Below are 15,431 nucleotides of genomic sequence, written 5' to 3'. Positions count from 1 at the left end.
TCCCCATAGGTGCCCTCTTTCACGCTCGGTTCAAGGGGCAGGGGGCCGTGAAGGTCGCTTTTGCCTCTACTTCATCAGCCGTTTGCGGTTCTGACGTACTTTTCGGGCCAAGGGCGCAAGCGAGGCGTTCATGATTTGGTCAGGGCTTTTGCCCGACATCGCCGCCTGCGTACCAGCGTGGAAAGCCTTGGCCATGGCGGGGCCTTTTTCGGCAACCATGCGGTTATTCTCGCCGGGTCGCGCGGGGAGCGCACCGGCCATGGCCAGAATGCGCAATGACATGACAATCTGGGTTTCAACTGCCAGCGAGGCCAGTTGGCTTTGCATGGCGAATAGGGCGAAGGGGTTCATGTGGAGTGCTCCAATGGGGTTATCCTCATGTAGTCTCTGCACTGCAGCATGGTAGGGTTTATTTGCGCTGTCTTGCATTCCCTTGCCCCTTGGCGCGGAATATTAGATAAAGCGCGAGGTTCCTGAAGCGAGAGTCCCGAAATGCGCGCACGTATCTACCAACCCGCCCGTACAGCGATGTCCTCCGGCACGGCCAAGACCCGTGTCTGGCTGCTTGAGTTTTCGCCAGCGGAAGCACGCAGCGTTGATCCTCTGATGGGTTGGACCTCGTCGGACGATACGCAAAGCCAAGTGCGCTTGGAGTTCGACACCCGCGAAGCCGCCGAGGAATATGCCCGCGATCATGGCATCGATGCGCAGGTGCAACTGCCGAACAAGCGCAAGCCAAACATCCGCGCCGGCGGCTACGGTGAGAATTTTGCAACCGGGCGTCGTGGAGCTTGGACGCACTGAGGGTGTAAGACATATCTAGGATTTTCCCGTGGAAGGCTGAGTTTTTCCCGAGGTCTATGTTTAGCGTCGTGTCGCCGGATGGTGGCGATATTTTGTGTATGTCGTATTGGGGAGGGCTGCATGGTAAGGCGGCTCAATTCCGAGATAAACTCACTACCAAACAGTTATGACACCGGTGCAAGGAAGAAACCGGGCGTCATATGAACGCTAAAGTTCTGCCCAGCATTGACCCGAGATGCTTTATGGGGGCCAAAAAAACCAGGCCCGCCGGATAGGTATTGCTACATCGGCGCACACGGCCCTGACCTGCCGTTCGCCTCGTGGCTGAGCGCTGCGGTGCAGCTTCACCAGACCGGCCATTCGTCCATCTTGCAGAATTTTCAGCGGGTGCAGGTTTGCAGAGCGGACCCGTGCCTTGCATGGCATCCGAGCATTAGATAGCAGCATCAACTCATGAGGCTTAGTCGTCCTCCTTGAGCACTTTCTGTGGATTCTTTGAATCGAACTCTTCAGGACTGTGAGCGGCTCCCTCGTGATCGTCTTGTGCATTATGCCGCTTGCGGTGCGGCGGGCGCTTTTCTTTGGCGTAGTCTGGTTCGTTTGGCATCGGGTGCTCCATTATCTATTGGCGGGCAGAGCCCACGGCTGTTTGGCTTCAGGCGTCTTTTACCCATAACTCAAACTGTCTGATGAATGTTCCGGCTAAGCCCAGTGCGCCGTGCTTAGCTTTCAGACCTTCGGTTAAGAAGCGCATGCTTCAGCGAAAATCTGACGTGGAAAGGTAGGCCTCTTCCCGTGGCGCAACTTATCCGACCGGAACCATAGCGGCTATTCCGCGTTTCCAACACTAACCAAAGGAGAACGATGATGACGTCACAGCGCCAAGCGACTGCAAATTTGGTTCACAATGGAGAATATTCCGATCTACGGTTCGTCAATATGATGTCTGCACATCATGCGATGGCGGTATCAATGGCCGAGGTTGCGGTGGAAAAAGGCGAGCACAGCGAACTCGTCCAGTTCGCAAAGACCATGATCGAAGATCAGAAGAAAGAAATCAAAACGCTCGATGGCATAATCGAAGACCTTGATGGTCCTGATGAAGTCGCGACGGAAACCCATCCCCATGAGCGCAGCATGCTCGGGATGGACAGCCCAGAAGAACTCGCAAAAAAGACACCCTTCGACAAAGCATTCATCGATTCACAACTGCCGCACCATGCCTCTGCAATTGAAATGGCAGCGGTCGCTCTGAAACAGAGCTCCAACAGCGACATCAAGAAGCTTTCGAGGAGCATTATCGATGCTCAGGCCCAAGAGATCGGCAAAATGATCGACTGGCGCCATAGCTGGTACGGTGAAAAGGGCTGAATTTTGCCAGCAAGATAGCCTTCCTGTGATCTGGTCTACTGTTTGATGTCACAGCCACTGGACGCGCAGGCCTCAGAAAAAGTGCAAGGCTCCAGCAGGAAGAAGGCTTTTATAGTTCGCACCGATAGGTAACCTTGCTTGGGCATAAGGGATACCAAAATTCATGACGACATTGATCGCCATCATTTTGATCTTTGCATTCTCAATGCTGTTCACCGCAGCATTGCGGGCAGGCGGTACGGGTCCGAGCACCTATCCTCAGAAGCGCCCTATACTCGGTGGCAGTGATCCTGAGACCCATGCATGGCAACGTTTCCACGTCCGGTACTACACGATGACGCTGCTGTTCGTCGCCTTCGAGATGGAGATGATGTTCATGTATCCTTGGGCCGTGGTTTTCGTAGAGGAAGGCCCCAAGGCGCTGGCAGAGATGGGTATGTTCTTGGTCATTCTATCGGTCGGGATCGTCTATGGCTGGCGGGAGGGTATTTTTCGGTGGGAATGAGCTGGCTTGCAAAAATGGCAGGGCTGGCCGAAGTGCCGGTGTTTGTAGCCTTTGGTGAAGGTGCCCCTGCTGATGCTGCGAGCGTGCTGGCTAAATCCCCTGGATTGCGCGTTGTTGAGACGCCGCGAGCCGCAGCGGTTTTGTTGGTTGTAGGCACGATACCAGAGGCTCTTATTCCTCAACTACACCGCCTGCATGACCAGTTGCCGCACCCCCGCGCCAGCGCTCTCTGGCATTCACGGAATGAGTTGTCAGGCGCGACGAGAATAGAAGAAATAGCGAAAATCAGCGTTTTGCTGAGGGCAATTCACAGAGATCTGCTGGTTGGCAGTCTCAAGACCGAGCCCGATTTTTTGCCAGATGCCCCGCCAAACGAGTGGCGTGGGATTGGTCCACATGGTCAGGGCGGTAAAGGCATGATGGGCGGCACGCCTTATGGAAGGCCAATGGCGATGACAGCCGCCGATCTGCGGGATGGGCTGGAGCTTGATGCCTACACCGCAGATTTCGGTCCTTTTCTCCCCATGCTCCCGCCCGGGCTCGTCCTGACCCTCACTCTCCAAGGTGACATGATACAGAACGTTGCGGTTGCGCATCCGCCGTTCGAAACCCAGGAACAACGCGGTTGGGTTCTACTCAATCTTCTTGGACTGCCCGCACTGGCCGAACGGATGTTACGCGCCACCAACATCGGCAATGCGACCCTCAAACGGCTGATCCGCTTATCGGGCGCGCGGGCAGCAATCCCCGAAGGGTTGGGCCGCACCCATGACGGATCGGACGTACGCACGCGCTTTGACCTGCTGACCGGCACCTCAGAACCCATTTTTACCCTGCACGTCCAGCAAACAGGCCTTGATGATCTATTGATCGGTCTGGAATGGCACGAAGCCATGCTGGTTTTGAACAGCTTTGACAACGCATCGCTGCGCGCCATCTGCGCCAATACCTCTAATCCTGAGCCCGATGCCATGGCGGGCGGCATGGATCACGGCGTCCATGCAGGGCACATGTCATGAGCGTCGCCCTCACCCTGATGATAATGCTCGTATTCATGACCGTCGGCATACTTATCGCTGCGGTTCTGGACACGTTTTTCTACCGATGGCTGGCCGGACGCACTGGGGGCAGTTTGCTAACGCCGCTCTATGCCGCTGCGGCGGAAGTGTCTCGGCAACGCATTTCGACCGAGGCGCCAGACAGAATGAACTGGTTCCTGTCCATCTCGGGTTTTCTGACGCTCGGTGCGATTGGTCTCGCTGTCGTACCGCTTGGGCCACAGTCTGCGGTGATTGGCCTCGAAACCAGTGTGGTGCTGTGGGGGGCGTGCGAGTCCCTCGTGGTTGTGCTTGTGTTTTTGCACGGCTGGTCACCCAATTCCCCACTCGCCCTGATCGGGGCCTATCGCTACGTCGCTATTGGGCTGCCGATCATGCTGCTTAGCATGTTTGTCCTGATCGCCGCCGCACTGCCTGCAGAGTCGCTTGATCTGCGCGCTATCGTGACGTCGCAAGAAGACCTATGGAATGTGATCCGCCAACCGCTTGGGCTGCCCCTCTTCATACTGTTGGGATTGTCACTTACGCTGCGCGGACCACTCGACTACGCCGACAGTGCTGACCTTGCAGGCGGCACGTCCATCGAAGATTCAGGCGCTAATCGGGCTGGTTGGCAGGTGGCAAGAATGTCCATGTTAGTTGGCTTTTCTGCCGTGGCCGCCTCGGCATTTCTGGGCGGCTATCTCGGCCCGGTTCTTCCGGGTGTTGTCTGGCTCGCGTTCAAAACACTAACCATCATGGCTGTCATTATCGCCCAGTCTCATCTGCTGGCGCGTATGCCCGTAGCACGGATGCTCGGGCTGATCTGGAAGGTCCTGCTGCCAATTGCCTTCTTGGACTTGTTGCTGGCCGGACTGGTGGCGCTGGCATGACGGATATTGCTTTCTATATCCTCTCGGCGATCGCCATCTGGAGCGGCTGGCGGGTGTTTCGGGTCGACTCGATGATCCGTGCAACATTCGCGCTGATGGTATCGTTCATCTGTGTCGGTGCCATCGCGCTATTGATGTCTGCCGATTACATCGGCGTCGCCACGGTATTTATGATGGCGGTCGAGATGATGGTCATGGGTCTTTTCATGGTGATGTTCATGATGAACCCGGCAGGCCTGAACCCGATGCAGATGGTGCATCAATACCGCCTGTCGATAGGAGCGGGCATTGTAGCTTTCATCGGCCTCACAGTCGCGGTGCTGGCAACTGACCTACCGCATAATCCCCTGCCTGCGGGTCGGGATACCATGCGTGATCTGGGCATCAACCTGCTGGGCAGCTCGATGCTGATATTCGAGACCGCCGGGGTGACGCTATTGGCGACCATGCTCGGCGCTGTCATCTTATCGAGCCGCCGTGGCCGGTTTGGCGTGTCGGACGAGGGTGCTGTCCCCCCAGGGCTTCATCCGGGCGGAACACCTGCGGGGCGCAAGGTGGAGGAAGGCGGTGGCCACGGAGGCCACGGAGGCCACGGAGGGCATGGTGGTCATGGTGGTCATGACAAGATGACTAACAAGAAGGACGGCGCCCAAGGCACTGGCCATATGGGTCACGAGATGGCCGACGACGACCCGGCGTTGTCAGCAGGGCATACGGGTCACGTAGGACACACAACCGGCGCTGACCCCGAAGGCGCCGATCCAGAGAAGCCCAGACAAGAGCCAGCACCGGACCGGCATGAAGGTCACGGCACCAGGCCGATGAAGGAGCATTGATATGACGTTAACAGCCATATTGATTGTCGCGTCGGCGCTCTTTGGCATCGGTCTGTTCGGTGCGTTGTCACAGAAATCCTTTGTAATGCTGATGATGGGCTTGGAGTTGATGCTAAATGGCACCCTACTCGCGGCTGTCGGATTTTGGGCCTTTACCCTTGAAGGTGCGCCTGAGGGACAATTGCTTGCGATCCTGATCATGGCGGTGATGGCAGTCGAACTGGCAATCGGCTTTGCCTTGGTTGTTGCCGTCTATCGCAAGCGTCAAGCGGACGTGATTGAAGCGCTCGGGGCGCTGAAAGAATGACGCTTTGGCTACTCCCCCTTCTACCGATTTTGTCAGGCGTGTTCATTGCGGTGATGGGTGATCGGTCGCGCGGCTGGCTTGGAGGGTTGGCAGTGGCCGTGCTTGGCGGAACTTTCGTCTTGGCGTTAGCTGCCGTCGCACAAGAATGGACCGCGTACTTGATCTGGTCGGATGCACTCCGGCTTACCGCCTCTCTCACGCCGATCTCAGCGGCGGTGGCTCTCATGGTTCCCGCCATAGCACTTGCTGTTGTCTTTCATGCCACACAGCATGAACAAGCGCATGGGCTGGGGCGGCTAACTGGCATCATGATCCTGTTCACAGGCGGTATGGAATTGGTTGTCGTCGCCGATGATCTTTTGACGCTGCTTATCGGCTGGGAGCTAATTGGCGCCTGTTCCTGGGCGCTGATCTCGCACAAGTGGCGCGACATCGAAAATCCGCGTTCGGGCCTTTATGCTTTCGTGATGACGCGCTTCGGTGACCTTGGACTTTTTGCCGCTGCAATGGCGCTCTACTCCGCCACGGGGTCTTTCGATTATGCCGGCATCGCAACGCTCGAAGGCACGTTTCAGTGGATCGTAGCCTTTGGAATCCTTCTTTCGGCGGCCTCGAAAGCCGGACAGGTTCCCTTCTCGCCCTGGCTGTTTCGGGCGATGGCTGGCCCCAGTTCGGTCTCGGCGCTTCTCCATGCGGCGACGCTGGTGGCAGCCGGTGCCTATATCATCGCGCGTCTTGAGCCATCCTTGTCCCTCGCTCCCGGGTTTAGCGTCGCGGCGATCTTGATCGGCTTGATCACTGCTCTGGCGGGAGGGGTCACCGGGGTTTTGCAGAACCACGCCAAACGGCTGCTTGCGGCGTCCACCTCAGCCCATCTCGGATTTATGTTCGTTGCAGTCGGTGCGGGGTATCCGGGGATCGCGGTACTGCACTTGATTGTCCACGCCACATTCAAAGCGCCGCTTTTCCTTTCGGCGGGCCTCGCAGGGGATGCTGCGGGGAGCTACCGCCTGGATAAAATGATGCTGGGCCAAACGATGCCAATCGTCGGGGGGCTTACAGCTATAGCAGCCGTCGGGCTTGCCGGGATGCCACCCGCGGGCGGCGGTTGGAGTAAAGAAGAAATCATTAAAGCGGTTGAACATACTGGGTATTGGCTGCCAATCGCAGTGATGCTCGGCGGCGCACTGAGCGCGGCCTATACGACGCGCTTCTTGTTGCTGGCATTTAGCTGGCGCGGCGATGACGAGCGGTCAATCGAGGTGCCTGACAGGGTGGAAACCATCGGACTGGGTATCCTCGCTGCATTAACGCTGACAACAAGCCTTCTGTGGTATCCGCCCCTGGCTGAGGCACTTGCCGCCCTATTGGCCATGACGCTCCCCAAAGGCAGCCCTTTGATGCTTGGCCTTTCGCTGGCCTTTGTCGCCGCCGGTGTCTTGGGCGGCGTCTATCTGGTGCGGCGGCACCCTACGCTCGGAACAAGCGGTGCCACTGCTGCCGCCTCAGATTGGCTCGGGCTGCCCAAGTTGATCACCATCGACGTTGTGCGCCCCATAGATGCGCTTGCCCGAACAGCGGCTTGGATTGACGACACTCTCATTGACGCGGGGCCTCGTGGGGTCGCTTTCATGGGCCGCAAAGGGGCGGCTTTTATCGCGGAGGTGGACAACCGTGTTGTTGATCAGGGTATCCGGAACACTGCTGCATTTGGCGACTGGCTCGCTCAGGTCAGCGACCGTTTCGGGGAGACGATCTCTGATGGCATACCCGAAGGCAGTGCGCGCCTGACCGGTATGTTAGGCCGCGACATTCGCCGCCTGCAAACCGGGCTCTCTCACCACTATTACGCTTACATTATCGGCGGCGTCATCGCCGTGATCGCCATTCTCGCTGCAGGAGCATGACATGCTGACACTCACCATCCTAATCCCGATGCTGGGCGCCCTGGCTCTGACCGTTCTGCCCAGTCTCGGCCATGCCGCTGCCCGCATCATCGCGGTCGCAACCTCGACATTGTCGTTCTTGCTGCTTCTAATCGTCTGGTACCAGTTTGACACAAGCTCAGCGGCCCCTGCCTTTCAGGCCTATGCGGAGGCCCCTTGGATACCCGCGCTCGGTGTCTTCTGGCGCGTGGGCGTGGATGGCATGTCATTGGCGCTCTCGTTGATGAGCGGCGTCCTCTTTATCGCTTGCATTGCATGGCCGATGGAGAACCCTGAACGTCCCCGCGCCTACTATGCATGGTTTCTGTTTCTGGAGTCGGTGTCGCTGGGCCTGTTCATGGTCCTCGATTTGCTGATCTTCTATGTCTTCTTTGATCTCAGCCTCGTCGGGATGTTCTTCCTTATCGGACGGTGGGGCCATGGTGACGCCCAAGGTGCGGCGCTCAAGTTCTTTATCTACACGTTGGCGGGGTCCCTCGCGATTTTGCTGGCGATTATCGGGCTGGTGCTGACAGTTGACCCAATCACGTTTGACATGCGCGCTTTGATTGCTGCGCAGCCATTGGCAGAGATGGATTTGCGGGGCGGTTTGATCCTTTTGGGCTTCGTTCTGGGGTTTGCCGTCAAAGCCCCGCTGTTTCCGGTTCACACATGGTTGCCACCTGCGCACGTCATGGCACCGGGGCCGGTGTCGGCCATCCTCGCTGGCGTCTTGCTGAAGATGGGGACCTATGGGCTTGTGCGGATCCCCTTTCAGATGATGCGCGAAACCTTCGCCGATTATGCATTGCCACTGGCGATCGTGGCACTCGCTTCTATCCTGTGGGGGGCCATTGTCGCCTTGGGGCAAACCGACCTAAAACGGCGCATCGCCTACACGTCGGTCAATCATATGGGCTATACCGTCTTGGGCATCGCCGCCGCAGGAGCCTTGTTGAACGGCGCAGAAGGCGCGCGCGAAATGGCTTTGACCGGTGCGGTGGTCGAAATGGTCGCGCACGGGTTAATCACCGGCGCGCTCTTCTTGATTGCCGGTGGCTTCTGGGCGCGCAGTGGGACCTATGACATGGATGCTTACGGCGGGCTGGCTAAAGTGGCTCCTCGACTGACAGTCGCTGCCGTGATTGCGGCTTTTGCCAGCCTCGGGTTGCCGGGGTTGGCCGGTTTTGTAGCGGAAGTGCAGATTTTTGTCGGCACCTTTGCCGTCTTTCCGGTGATCGCTGCGATTGGTCTGCTGGGCATTCTCATTACTGCCGCACTCTTTCTGCGGCTGTTGCAACAGGTGTTCTTTGGTGACCTGCCAAAAGCGCGCGAGGGGTTTGCCGATGTCAGCTTGCGTGAAGGCAGCATTCTCGCAGCGATCTTGGCGCTGGTCATTCTGATCGGCATCTATCCGCGCTGGTTGCTTGATCTGATCGGCAGCGCCTCCTCTGCCATAATAGGGAGCTGACCGGTGCCAATCGGCGACGTATCCCCTGAGATCGCGATCATCGTGGCGGCAGTGTTGGCGCTGCTGTTTGCGGCCTTTGCGCCCCGCCGGATGCAGGCGGGGTCGGCACTCATCGCCCTCGCAGGCATTGCCGTCGCCATTGTTTTGGTTCTGGGGCAATTGGGGGAAACCCGGTTCACCTTTTCAGGAACTTGGGCGCTGGACGGAGCCAGCCTTTGGGCGCGATTGATGATCCTGTTGGGCACGGCCTTTTGTATTCTCCTGGCACCGGGCTGGTTCCGCACCGATCCACGCCATGGAGAATATTATACGATCCTCCTGCTTGGTGCGCTTGGGGCTATGGCAATGGCCGGTGCCGGAGACCTGTTACAACTCACTATCGCGGTGCTGCTGTCTTCTGTCACCGGCTACACGCTGGCCGCGTGGCACCGCGACTGGGCGCTGTCCGTCGAAGCTGGCATGAAATATTTCCTCATGGGCGCGCTGGCAAACGCATTGCTGATTACCGGGGTCACCTTAATGCTGGGACTCTTGGGGAGCACTGGATACGCAGATATTGCTGCTTCATTAAGGCTCGGCACTGGGCATTCCCCGCTGCTCTTCGTCGGATTTGCGCTAACCCTAACCGGCGTCGCGTTCAAACTGGGTGCAGTACCCGCGCATGCATGGTTGCCCGATGTGGCCGAAGGCGCACCGGTCCCTTCAGCCGCATTCCTGACGGTCGTGCCCAAGATCGGCGCGGCCATCGCATTGGCTCGCCTCGTACAGCTTGTGCCCCCGGAATTTCTTGGCCTGCGCCCGCTGATCGCGATTTTAGCCGCAGCGACAATGACCTTGGGCAATCTGGCCGCGTTTTGGCAGGATGATATCCGCCGGCTAATCGGCTGGTCCTCGGTGGCACAGGCAGGCTACGTATTGATGGCCGTCACCGTTCTGGGGCTTAGTCCAGATGCGCTGAGTGCCCTGCTGGCCTTCATAGCCAGCTATGCGATAGGCAATCTCGCTGCCTTCGCAGTCGTGGCATACCTACGCGGGCGCACGGCTATCGCCGACTACGACGGCTTGGCCAAGCGGCGCCCTATCGTGGCGACAGTACTGGTGGTCTCTTTCCTGTCTCTGGTGGGCATTCCGCCAACAGTCGGATTTCTGGGCAAACTGGCGCTGTTCATGACCACGATCGACGGCGGCTATAGTTGGCTCGCGGTGGTTGCAGCTGCCAATACCGTTGCGTCGCTGTTCTACTATGCGCGGGTGATGGGTCGCGCATATTTCAACGCGCCGCCTGAGGAGATCGCTGTGCTTGATCGCTCAAGTGGTGTGGCAGTGTTGATCGGGGGCATTTTCGTGATCGGCGGAGCCGTGTTGGCTGGAAGCGCGTTCACAGCCTTTCAACTCAGCCAGCTATTGCCGGGATAACTGCATCATGTGGCAAATTTAACAAGATTTCATAGGATAAACGAGATGAAGGACTGCCTCATCATCGGTGGCGGGCCAGCGGGTCTTACCGCCGCACTTTACCTTGCCCGCTTTCTGCGCGAGGTCATGGTCTTCGATGCGCGCGAAGGACGGGCGCTGAAAATACCCAAGACGCACAATCTCGCTCCCTTTCCTGACGGCATTTCGGGCGAGGACCTGCTTGGATGGATGCAATCCCATGCCGAAATTTATGGCGCAGAGATCATCAATGATGAGGTGCTGGAGATTCCCAAAAAAAGATGGCGCATTCCGTGTGACGACCGCAAATGGCACCACCACTGCACGGACCGTTATATTGGCCTCCGGCGTGATCAACCATGGCCCGCCACTTTCAAAACAGGATCATGACCTCGGTCTGTCGCGCGGGCTTATCCGCTATTGCCCGATATGTGACGCTTATGAAGTTCGCGGCAAACGGATCGGTGTGTTGGGCATGGCAGGCATGAACGACATGAACGAACCAGCAGCATGCTACTGGGCATGGCCGCATTGCCGACGGCACTGGCATACATTTCGTAATTTGCCATTCTTGTTCGAGTTGGGACAGCTAATCCATTGCTGGTCACCTTGCCTATTCCATCTTTCGCGATAGGTTTGGGGTGCAGTTCCGTGGCTAACCAATGGGGCCTGAAGCATGGATTAGCTCTGCCATTGTCTCATTGGGTTTTGCGGTAATGGACGGACGTTTTATTTCGAATCTCTCCAGAAAGCCGTCGGCCTAAGCGTTCGCTGGTGCGGATCGCAGCATCCGGTAAAGTGGGCTCAGAACTGCCTGCCGCACCGCAGAAGGGATCTTCAAGTCGTTACCGTTTGAATGTCGGCTGGTGCCTTCGGCCCAATCTTACCGCGCTCGTGCAGCGAATGGCTCCTTCCTGTCCATCCTGTGGAAACGCGATCGTTTGCGAACGCAAAATATCAGGTCAGTAACTCGCTGAGGCCCTTCGACCCGCAGTAAAGATCGGAACGTGCAAATGTCAGCAACTTTCAATGTCAGCGAGCGCTAAGTTTGTGATCTTTAATCGCCGCGCGTCTTGGAGGCGATATGTCCAGTAGCATCTCAGGCTACCTTGAACAAAGAATCACGCTGGAGTTTGTGTCCCGAAATGGCCAAACTTCGACTGGCTCAGGAATTCACTAATCCGATCAGCGATTAGCCGTCGGTCATAATCTAATGTTGCGACGTGATAAGATCGCTCTAACCAGAGGAGATGGATCTCGCTCGACCCCACCGATGTGGCAATGCGAGGCGCGTTTTTGGGGTCTACAACGTTATCGCGGCGCGATTGCTGTATTAAGATAGGCTGTCGTATCAATGGCAGCAGCGCACCGGTGGCATTGGTCAAGAGAAAGCGCTCTTTCAGCGTTATTTGGGGAATGCGGTCATAGCAGACCTCGGTCATACCCGGCTCGGCGATATCGGATCCGATCCCAGCGATAAAACTGGTCCCTTTCGTTTCGTATAGCGGCGCGACCACCTCAGGACGATAGAGGCCAGTTGAGCCATTGATGCTAACCACGCCGTGTATCTTTTCTGGGAACCGGGCCGCGAGGTTGAGCGACAGCGTCGCCCCCAACGAAAGGCCGCCAACGATCACCTGCGTGCAGCGGGACCACAGGGTTTCGAGAGCCGCTTCGGCGGAGGCCACCCAGTCGGCTTGTCCCGTCTTTGCCAAGACCGCAGGGGTCTCACCATGCCCCGCCAGCAGCGGGCAATATACGGTGGCACCGCTCGTCGCGTGAACCTGATGAGCGACCTCTCGTACGCTTTGCGGCGTGCTGGTGAACCCATGGAAGAAGAGGAAACCGGTTTTGCTCCCTTCGAGAAAAAAAGGCTGCGCTTCTGGCAGGTCGAAGGGTGCAATCGGTGTTTGTTCCATAGGCGCATAAAATCGCGCTATGGGGCGGAGACGCAAATAGACTTGCGGTATCGTGCGATAACCGAACGCGATCAGCCCAAGGGCGGGAAGTGATTGCGGAATTGGCGCAGCAGCCCGGTATCCGCCTTGAGGCTCCACGCCATGGAGATCGTTGCCTCTGCGTCGAGCCCGGCAACCGGCGCCAATGTTAAGGCGGCGGGCAGGCTGTCGGCCATGCTCATCGGAAAAAACGTCATACCGCGGCGCTCGGCCACGCGTTGCAAGATCACCTGCACGTCCCAAGCCTCATCTACCACTACAGGGGCGAGGTTGACCTGATCACATGCGCTGTCCAGAAGGGCGCGCCAAGAGCGCCAGTTTTCCCGCAGTCCCATGACAAAGGGCGTGCTCTCCAAATCCTTGACTTCTGAAGGCATCTCACCAGCGGGAGCGACCACACCGATGCGCGAGCGCCAGACCGGCATCTGGTCTATACCCGGCGCGCCGACGGTGGGATGAGAGAGCAGAAAACCGAGGTCGATCTGGCCAGACTTCAAGTTTTTCAGCATGTTATCAGTAGACATCACATGCATCTCAACCTGCACACCCGGCACACTACGATGAAATGCATCCAGCGCTTCAGAGATTTGCCGCGAGGTGGCAAGGGCTGAGTAACCGACGATGATATGCCCGCGCGCGCCAGCAGCATTTCTGCGCGAGGCGCGGATCGTGCGCTCGAACTGCGCGACCGTCTGGCGTGCATCTTCAAGGAAAACCGCGCCTTCGGGGGTGGGCACAACGCGCGGGCCACTGCGGTCAAAAATGCGAAAGCCCAGATCGGTTTCCGTGTCCTTTACAGCTTTCGAAATCGCGGGCTGCGCGATATTGAGCGTCTCTGCGGCGGCGCGGAACCCGCTGGCATCGGCCACGGCTAGCGCATAGCGCAGATGCCGAAGGTCGAGCCGCGTGGGCTTAATGCTGTCGTTCATGCGCCTCATCCTAGTTGATCGCGTTTCGTTATCACTCGATCAACCATCGCTATTTGTCAACTGACCCCCGAGCGGTGAGGTTGAATCGGAATAACGGGCCCAGATCCCGTCTTGGTATGGGGGAGGAGGCCCGATGCTGACGCTGTTTAACAGAATATGCTCATGGCTGATGTTCATCGGCGGCTTTGGCGTCATCGCAATGATGCTGAATATCGTGGCCGATGTCGTAGCAAAGCTTGTGTGGAACGCGCCTATTCAAGGCACGGTCGAGATGTCGTCCTATTACTATATGGTCGCGCTGGTCATGCTGCCGATGGCCTTTGTTGAAATGCAGGACCAGCAGATTTCGGTCGACCTTCTGTTCAATCACTTCCCGGACTGGCTTCAAAAACTCGCGCTGATCTTTAGCTGCCTTGCCGCTGCTGCCATTCTTGCCGTGATGACATGGCGCACGGGGCTTGATGCCATGCGGGCGCTGCGTGTGGGCGAAGTGGTGATGGGCGGGCGCGAGGTCATCGTTTGGCCGTCGCGCATGGTTCTACCGCTTGGCTTTGGCCTTGCCAGCTTTGCCGCTTTGCTGCGTGCCGGTTTGGTGCTGCGCGGACAGCCTGTCACCCAGTCCGACCTTGATGGGGGCATGTCATGAGCAATCTTGTCATTGGTTGGATCGGTGTTGGCGCTCTGTTTGGTCTGCTGGCCTTTCGCATGTCCATCGGCACAGCGCTGATGGCGGTGTCCTTTGTCGGCATCACCATCATGTTCAATCTGCAAGCCGCGCTTGGCATCGTCAGCGCCATGCCGTTCAACCTAATTGGGGACTGGTCGCTAACCGCGATCCCGATGTTCCTCTTTATGGGCTTTATCGCCGCCAACACCGGGCTGACAGCAGGCGCTTTCGATCTGCTGCGCGTGATGCTGGCGCGGGTGCCGGGCGGGCTGGCGTCGGCCAGCGTCGGGGCTTGTGGCCTGTTTGCTGCCGCCTCCGGCTCGTCCATCGCAACGACGGCGGCCATGTCGAAAATCGCCGTGCCAGAAATGTTGAAGGCGAAGTACCACCCGTCGCTGGCCACCGGCGTGGTCGCGGCCTCGGGCACGCTTGGCTCGCTCATTCCGCCGTCGATCCTGATGGTCCTTTATGGCATTTTCACCGAGCAATCGATTGGCCAGCTGTTCATTGCGGGTGTCATTCCCGGTGTGCTCTCTGCGCTCGTTTACATGGCGATGATCACCGTGCGGGCCACCATCACGCCGTCGTTGGCACCGCCCCTTGTTGAGCGGATCGACCGTGCGCAGCTGTTCCGTCTGATCTGGTCGGTCTGGCCGTTCCCGGTGCTTGTGCTGGGCGTCTTGGGTGGCATTTTCGGCGGATTCTTCACCCCGACCGAGGCCGGTGCCGTGGGCGCTTTCCTCGCCGCGACGGTCGCTTTGCTGCGCCGCTCGCTGACCCGCAAAGCACTGGCCGAGGCGATCCGCCAGACGACGCTGGCGACATCTTCAATCTTCTTTCTGTCAATTGGGGCAGTGATGTTCACCCGATTCATGGGCCTGTCGGGCGTACCGCGTGCGCTGACAGACGCGATGTTGGCGGTCTCTGACAATCAGATCGTGATCATTCTTATGATCGCAGCACTTTTCATAATCTTGGGCATGGTAATCGACTCAATTGGTCTGATCCTGCTGACCCTGCCGATCCTGCTCCCGGTGCTAGAAGCCGCAGACATCAACCTAATCTGGTTCGGTATCATCTGTATCAAGCTTTTGGAGATCGGTTTGGTAACACCGCCAGTTGGGCTGAACCTCTACGTCCTGCACAGCGCGCTCTCGGGCGAGGTAAAGCTGCGCGACATTATCTCGGGCACGACGTGGTTCATCGCCATGGACATCGTGACACTTTTTATCCTGATCGCCTTTCCCGCGATCAGCCTGTTCCTGCCCTCGCTCATGGCGCAGTGACGCAATTT

General features: G+C 58.0%; 17 protein-coding genes. 13 read left to right on the top strand and 4 right to left on the bottom strand.

Features of this window, described 5'->3' with window-relative positions:
• Positions 1 to 66 precede the first annotated feature (66 nt).
• The gene (locus tag DSM14862_RS14035) at positions 67 to 351 is read right to left on the bottom strand and encodes a hypothetical protein (protein ID WP_007117932.1); all 285 of its coding nucleotides are present in this window, start codon (positions 349 to 351) and stop codon (positions 67 to 69) included.
• Between the two features lie 141 nt (positions 352 to 492).
• Here DSM14862_RS14035 and DSM14862_RS14030 point away from each other — a divergent pair, with 141 nt between their 5' ends.
• On the top strand, positions 493 to 804 hold the full coding sequence (locus DSM14862_RS14030) for an ETC complex I subunit (protein ID WP_007117931.1): 312 nt from the start codon (positions 493 to 495) through the stop codon (positions 802 to 804).
• A 460-nt stretch (positions 805 to 1,264) separates the two neighbouring features.
• On the opposite strand, the gene DSM14862_RS14025 is transcribed toward DSM14862_RS14030, so the two are convergent.
• Entirely contained in the window at positions 1,265 to 1,411 is a 147-nt protein-coding gene (locus tag DSM14862_RS14025; RefSeq protein WP_165481266.1) for a hypothetical protein, read from the bottom strand.
• A gap of 257 nt (positions 1,412 to 1,668) precedes the next feature.
• On the opposite strand from DSM14862_RS14025, the gene DSM14862_RS14020 reads away from it, so the two are divergent.
• From DSM14862_RS14020 to DSM14862_RS13975, 10 genes are all read left to right on the top strand, one after another.
• Positions 1,669 to 2,175 (top strand): DUF305 domain-containing protein, encoded by a 507-nt coding sequence (locus tag DSM14862_RS14020; RefSeq protein ID WP_083804524.1) that lies wholly within the window; start codon positions 1,669 to 1,671, stop codon positions 2,173 to 2,175.
• 163 nt (positions 2,176 to 2,338) lie between these two features.
• Positions 2,339 to 2,680: an NADH-quinone oxidoreductase subunit A gene (locus DSM14862_RS14015; RefSeq protein WP_007117928.1), complete on the top strand. Its 342-nt coding sequence runs from the start codon at positions 2,339 to 2,341 to the stop codon at positions 2,678 to 2,680.
• Complete coding sequence (locus tag DSM14862_RS14010; protein WP_007117927.1) at positions 2,677 to 3,699, top strand: hypothetical protein; 1,023 nt, start codon at positions 2,677 to 2,679, stop codon at positions 3,697 to 3,699. The genes DSM14862_RS14015 and DSM14862_RS14010 overlap by 4 nt, the downstream gene beginning before the upstream one ends.
• Entirely contained in the window at positions 3,696 to 4,610 is a 915-nt protein-coding gene (locus DSM14862_RS14005) for an NADH-quinone oxidoreductase subunit H (protein ID WP_007117926.1), read from the top strand. The genes DSM14862_RS14010 and DSM14862_RS14005 overlap by 4 nt, the downstream gene beginning before the upstream one ends.
• Positions 4,607 to 5,446: an NADH-quinone oxidoreductase subunit J family protein gene (locus DSM14862_RS14000; RefSeq protein WP_007117925.1), complete on the top strand. Its 840-nt coding sequence runs from the start codon at positions 4,607 to 4,609 to the stop codon at positions 5,444 to 5,446. Before DSM14862_RS14005 ends, DSM14862_RS14000 begins: the two co-directional genes overlap by 4 nt.
• A gap of 1 nt (position 5,447) precedes the next feature.
• Entirely contained in the window at positions 5,448 to 5,753 is a 306-nt protein-coding gene (gene nuoK / locus DSM14862_RS13995; RefSeq protein ID WP_007117924.1) for an NADH-quinone oxidoreductase subunit NuoK, read from the top strand.
• A complete protein-coding gene (locus DSM14862_RS13990) occupies positions 5,750 to 7,660 on the top strand; it encodes an NADH-quinone oxidoreductase subunit 5 family protein (protein WP_040700261.1) in 1,911 nt (636 codons plus the stop codon). The genes nuoK and DSM14862_RS13990 overlap by 4 nt, the downstream gene beginning before the upstream one ends.
• 1 nt (position 7,661) lies before the next feature.
• Positions 7,662 to 9,149 carry a complex I subunit 4 family protein gene (locus tag DSM14862_RS13985; RefSeq protein WP_007117922.1) on the top strand — a complete coding sequence of 496 codons (1,488 nt, stop codon included), beginning with the start codon at positions 7,662 to 7,664 and terminating at the stop codon, positions 9,147 to 9,149.
• Positions 9,150 to 9,152: 3 nt separating this feature from the next.
• Entirely contained in the window at positions 9,153 to 10,565 is a 1,413-nt protein-coding gene (locus DSM14862_RS13980; protein ID WP_007117921.1) for an NADH-quinone oxidoreductase subunit N, read from the top strand.
• Between the two features lie 45 nt (positions 10,566 to 10,610).
• Positions 10,611 to 10,973: an NAD(P)/FAD-dependent oxidoreductase gene (locus tag DSM14862_RS13975; RefSeq protein ID WP_007117920.1), complete on the top strand. Its 363-nt coding sequence runs from the start codon at positions 10,611 to 10,613 to the stop codon at positions 10,971 to 10,973.
• A gap of 731 nt (positions 10,974 to 11,704) precedes the next feature.
• Here DSM14862_RS13975 and DSM14862_RS13970 read toward each other — a convergent pair.
• Complete coding sequence (locus DSM14862_RS13970) at positions 11,705 to 12,640, bottom strand: alpha/beta hydrolase (protein WP_131541659.1); 936 nt, start codon at positions 12,638 to 12,640, stop codon at positions 11,705 to 11,707.
• On the bottom strand, positions 12,574 to 13,470 hold the full coding sequence (locus tag DSM14862_RS13965) for a LysR family transcriptional regulator (protein ID WP_007117918.1): 897 nt from the start codon (positions 13,468 to 13,470) through the stop codon (positions 12,574 to 12,576). Before DSM14862_RS13965 ends, DSM14862_RS13970 begins: the two co-directional genes overlap by 67 nt.
• A 133-nt stretch (positions 13,471 to 13,603) precedes the next feature.
• Here DSM14862_RS13965 and DSM14862_RS13960 point away from each other — a divergent pair, with 133 nt between their 5' ends.
• Both DSM14862_RS13960 and DSM14862_RS13955 read left to right on the top strand, forming a co-directional pair.
• A complete protein-coding gene (locus DSM14862_RS13960; protein WP_050770315.1) occupies positions 13,604 to 14,116 on the top strand; it encodes a TRAP transporter small permease in 513 nt (170 codons plus the stop codon).
• Positions 14,113 to 15,423 carry a TRAP transporter large permease gene (locus DSM14862_RS13955; RefSeq protein WP_007117916.1) on the top strand — a complete coding sequence of 437 codons (1,311 nt, stop codon included), beginning with the start codon at positions 14,113 to 14,115 and terminating at the stop codon, positions 15,421 to 15,423. Before DSM14862_RS13960 ends, DSM14862_RS13955 begins: the two co-directional genes overlap by 4 nt.
• Positions 15,424 to 15,431: the final 8 nt, after the last annotated feature.

The sequence above is a fragment of the Sulfitobacter indolifex genome, from assembly GCF_022788655.1.
GTDB lineage: Bacteria > Pseudomonadota > Alphaproteobacteria > Rhodobacterales > Rhodobacteraceae > Sulfitobacter > Sulfitobacter indolifex.
This window is presented reverse-complemented; position numbering and strand designations above follow the sequence as displayed.

Excerpts from the sequence above, each read along its gene's own strand:
- DSM14862_RS14025 (WP_165481266.1), bottom strand. The coding sequence starts at position 1,411 with ATGCCAAACGAACCAGACTACGCCAAAGAAAAGCGCCCGCCGCACCGC.
- DSM14862_RS13960 (WP_050770315.1), top strand. The coding sequence starts at position 13,604 with ATGCTGACGCTGTTTAACAGAATATGCTCATGGCTGATGTTCATCGGC.
- DSM14862_RS13990 (WP_040700261.1), top strand. The coding sequence starts at position 5,750 with ATGACGCTTTGGCTACTCCCCCTTCTACCGATTTTGTCAGGCGTGTTC.
- DSM14862_RS14015 (WP_007117928.1), top strand. The coding sequence starts at position 2,339 with ATGACGACATTGATCGCCATCATTTTGATCTTTGCATTCTCAATGCTG.
- nuoK (WP_007117924.1), top strand. The coding sequence starts at position 5,448 with ATGACGTTAACAGCCATATTGATTGTCGCGTCGGCGCTCTTTGGCATC.
- DSM14862_RS14030 (WP_007117931.1), top strand. The coding sequence starts at position 493 with ATGCGCGCACGTATCTACCAACCCGCCCGTACAGCGATGTCCTCCGGC.
- DSM14862_RS13955 (WP_007117916.1), top strand. The coding sequence starts at position 14,113 with ATGAGCAATCTTGTCATTGGTTGGATCGGTGTTGGCGCTCTGTTTGGT.
- DSM14862_RS14005 (WP_007117926.1), top strand. The coding sequence starts at position 3,696 with ATGAGCGTCGCCCTCACCCTGATGATAATGCTCGTATTCATGACCGTC.
- DSM14862_RS13975 (WP_007117920.1), top strand. The coding sequence starts at position 10,611 with ATGAAGGACTGCCTCATCATCGGTGGCGGGCCAGCGGGTCTTACCGCC.
- DSM14862_RS14010 (WP_007117927.1), top strand. The coding sequence starts at position 2,677 with ATGAGCTGGCTTGCAAAAATGGCAGGGCTGGCCGAAGTGCCGGTGTTT.
- DSM14862_RS13985 (WP_007117922.1), top strand. The coding sequence starts at position 7,662 with ATGCTGACACTCACCATCCTAATCCCGATGCTGGGCGCCCTGGCTCTG.
- DSM14862_RS14035 (WP_007117932.1), bottom strand. The coding sequence starts at position 351 with ATGAACCCCTTCGCCCTATTCGCCATGCAAAGCCAACTGGCCTCGCTG.
- DSM14862_RS13965 (WP_007117918.1), bottom strand. The coding sequence starts at position 13,470 with ATGAACGACAGCATTAAGCCCACGCGGCTCGACCTTCGGCATCTGCGC.
- DSM14862_RS14020 (WP_083804524.1), top strand. The coding sequence starts at position 1,669 with ATGATGACGTCACAGCGCCAAGCGACTGCAAATTTGGTTCACAATGGA.
- DSM14862_RS14000 (WP_007117925.1), top strand. The coding sequence starts at position 4,607 with ATGACGGATATTGCTTTCTATATCCTCTCGGCGATCGCCATCTGGAGC.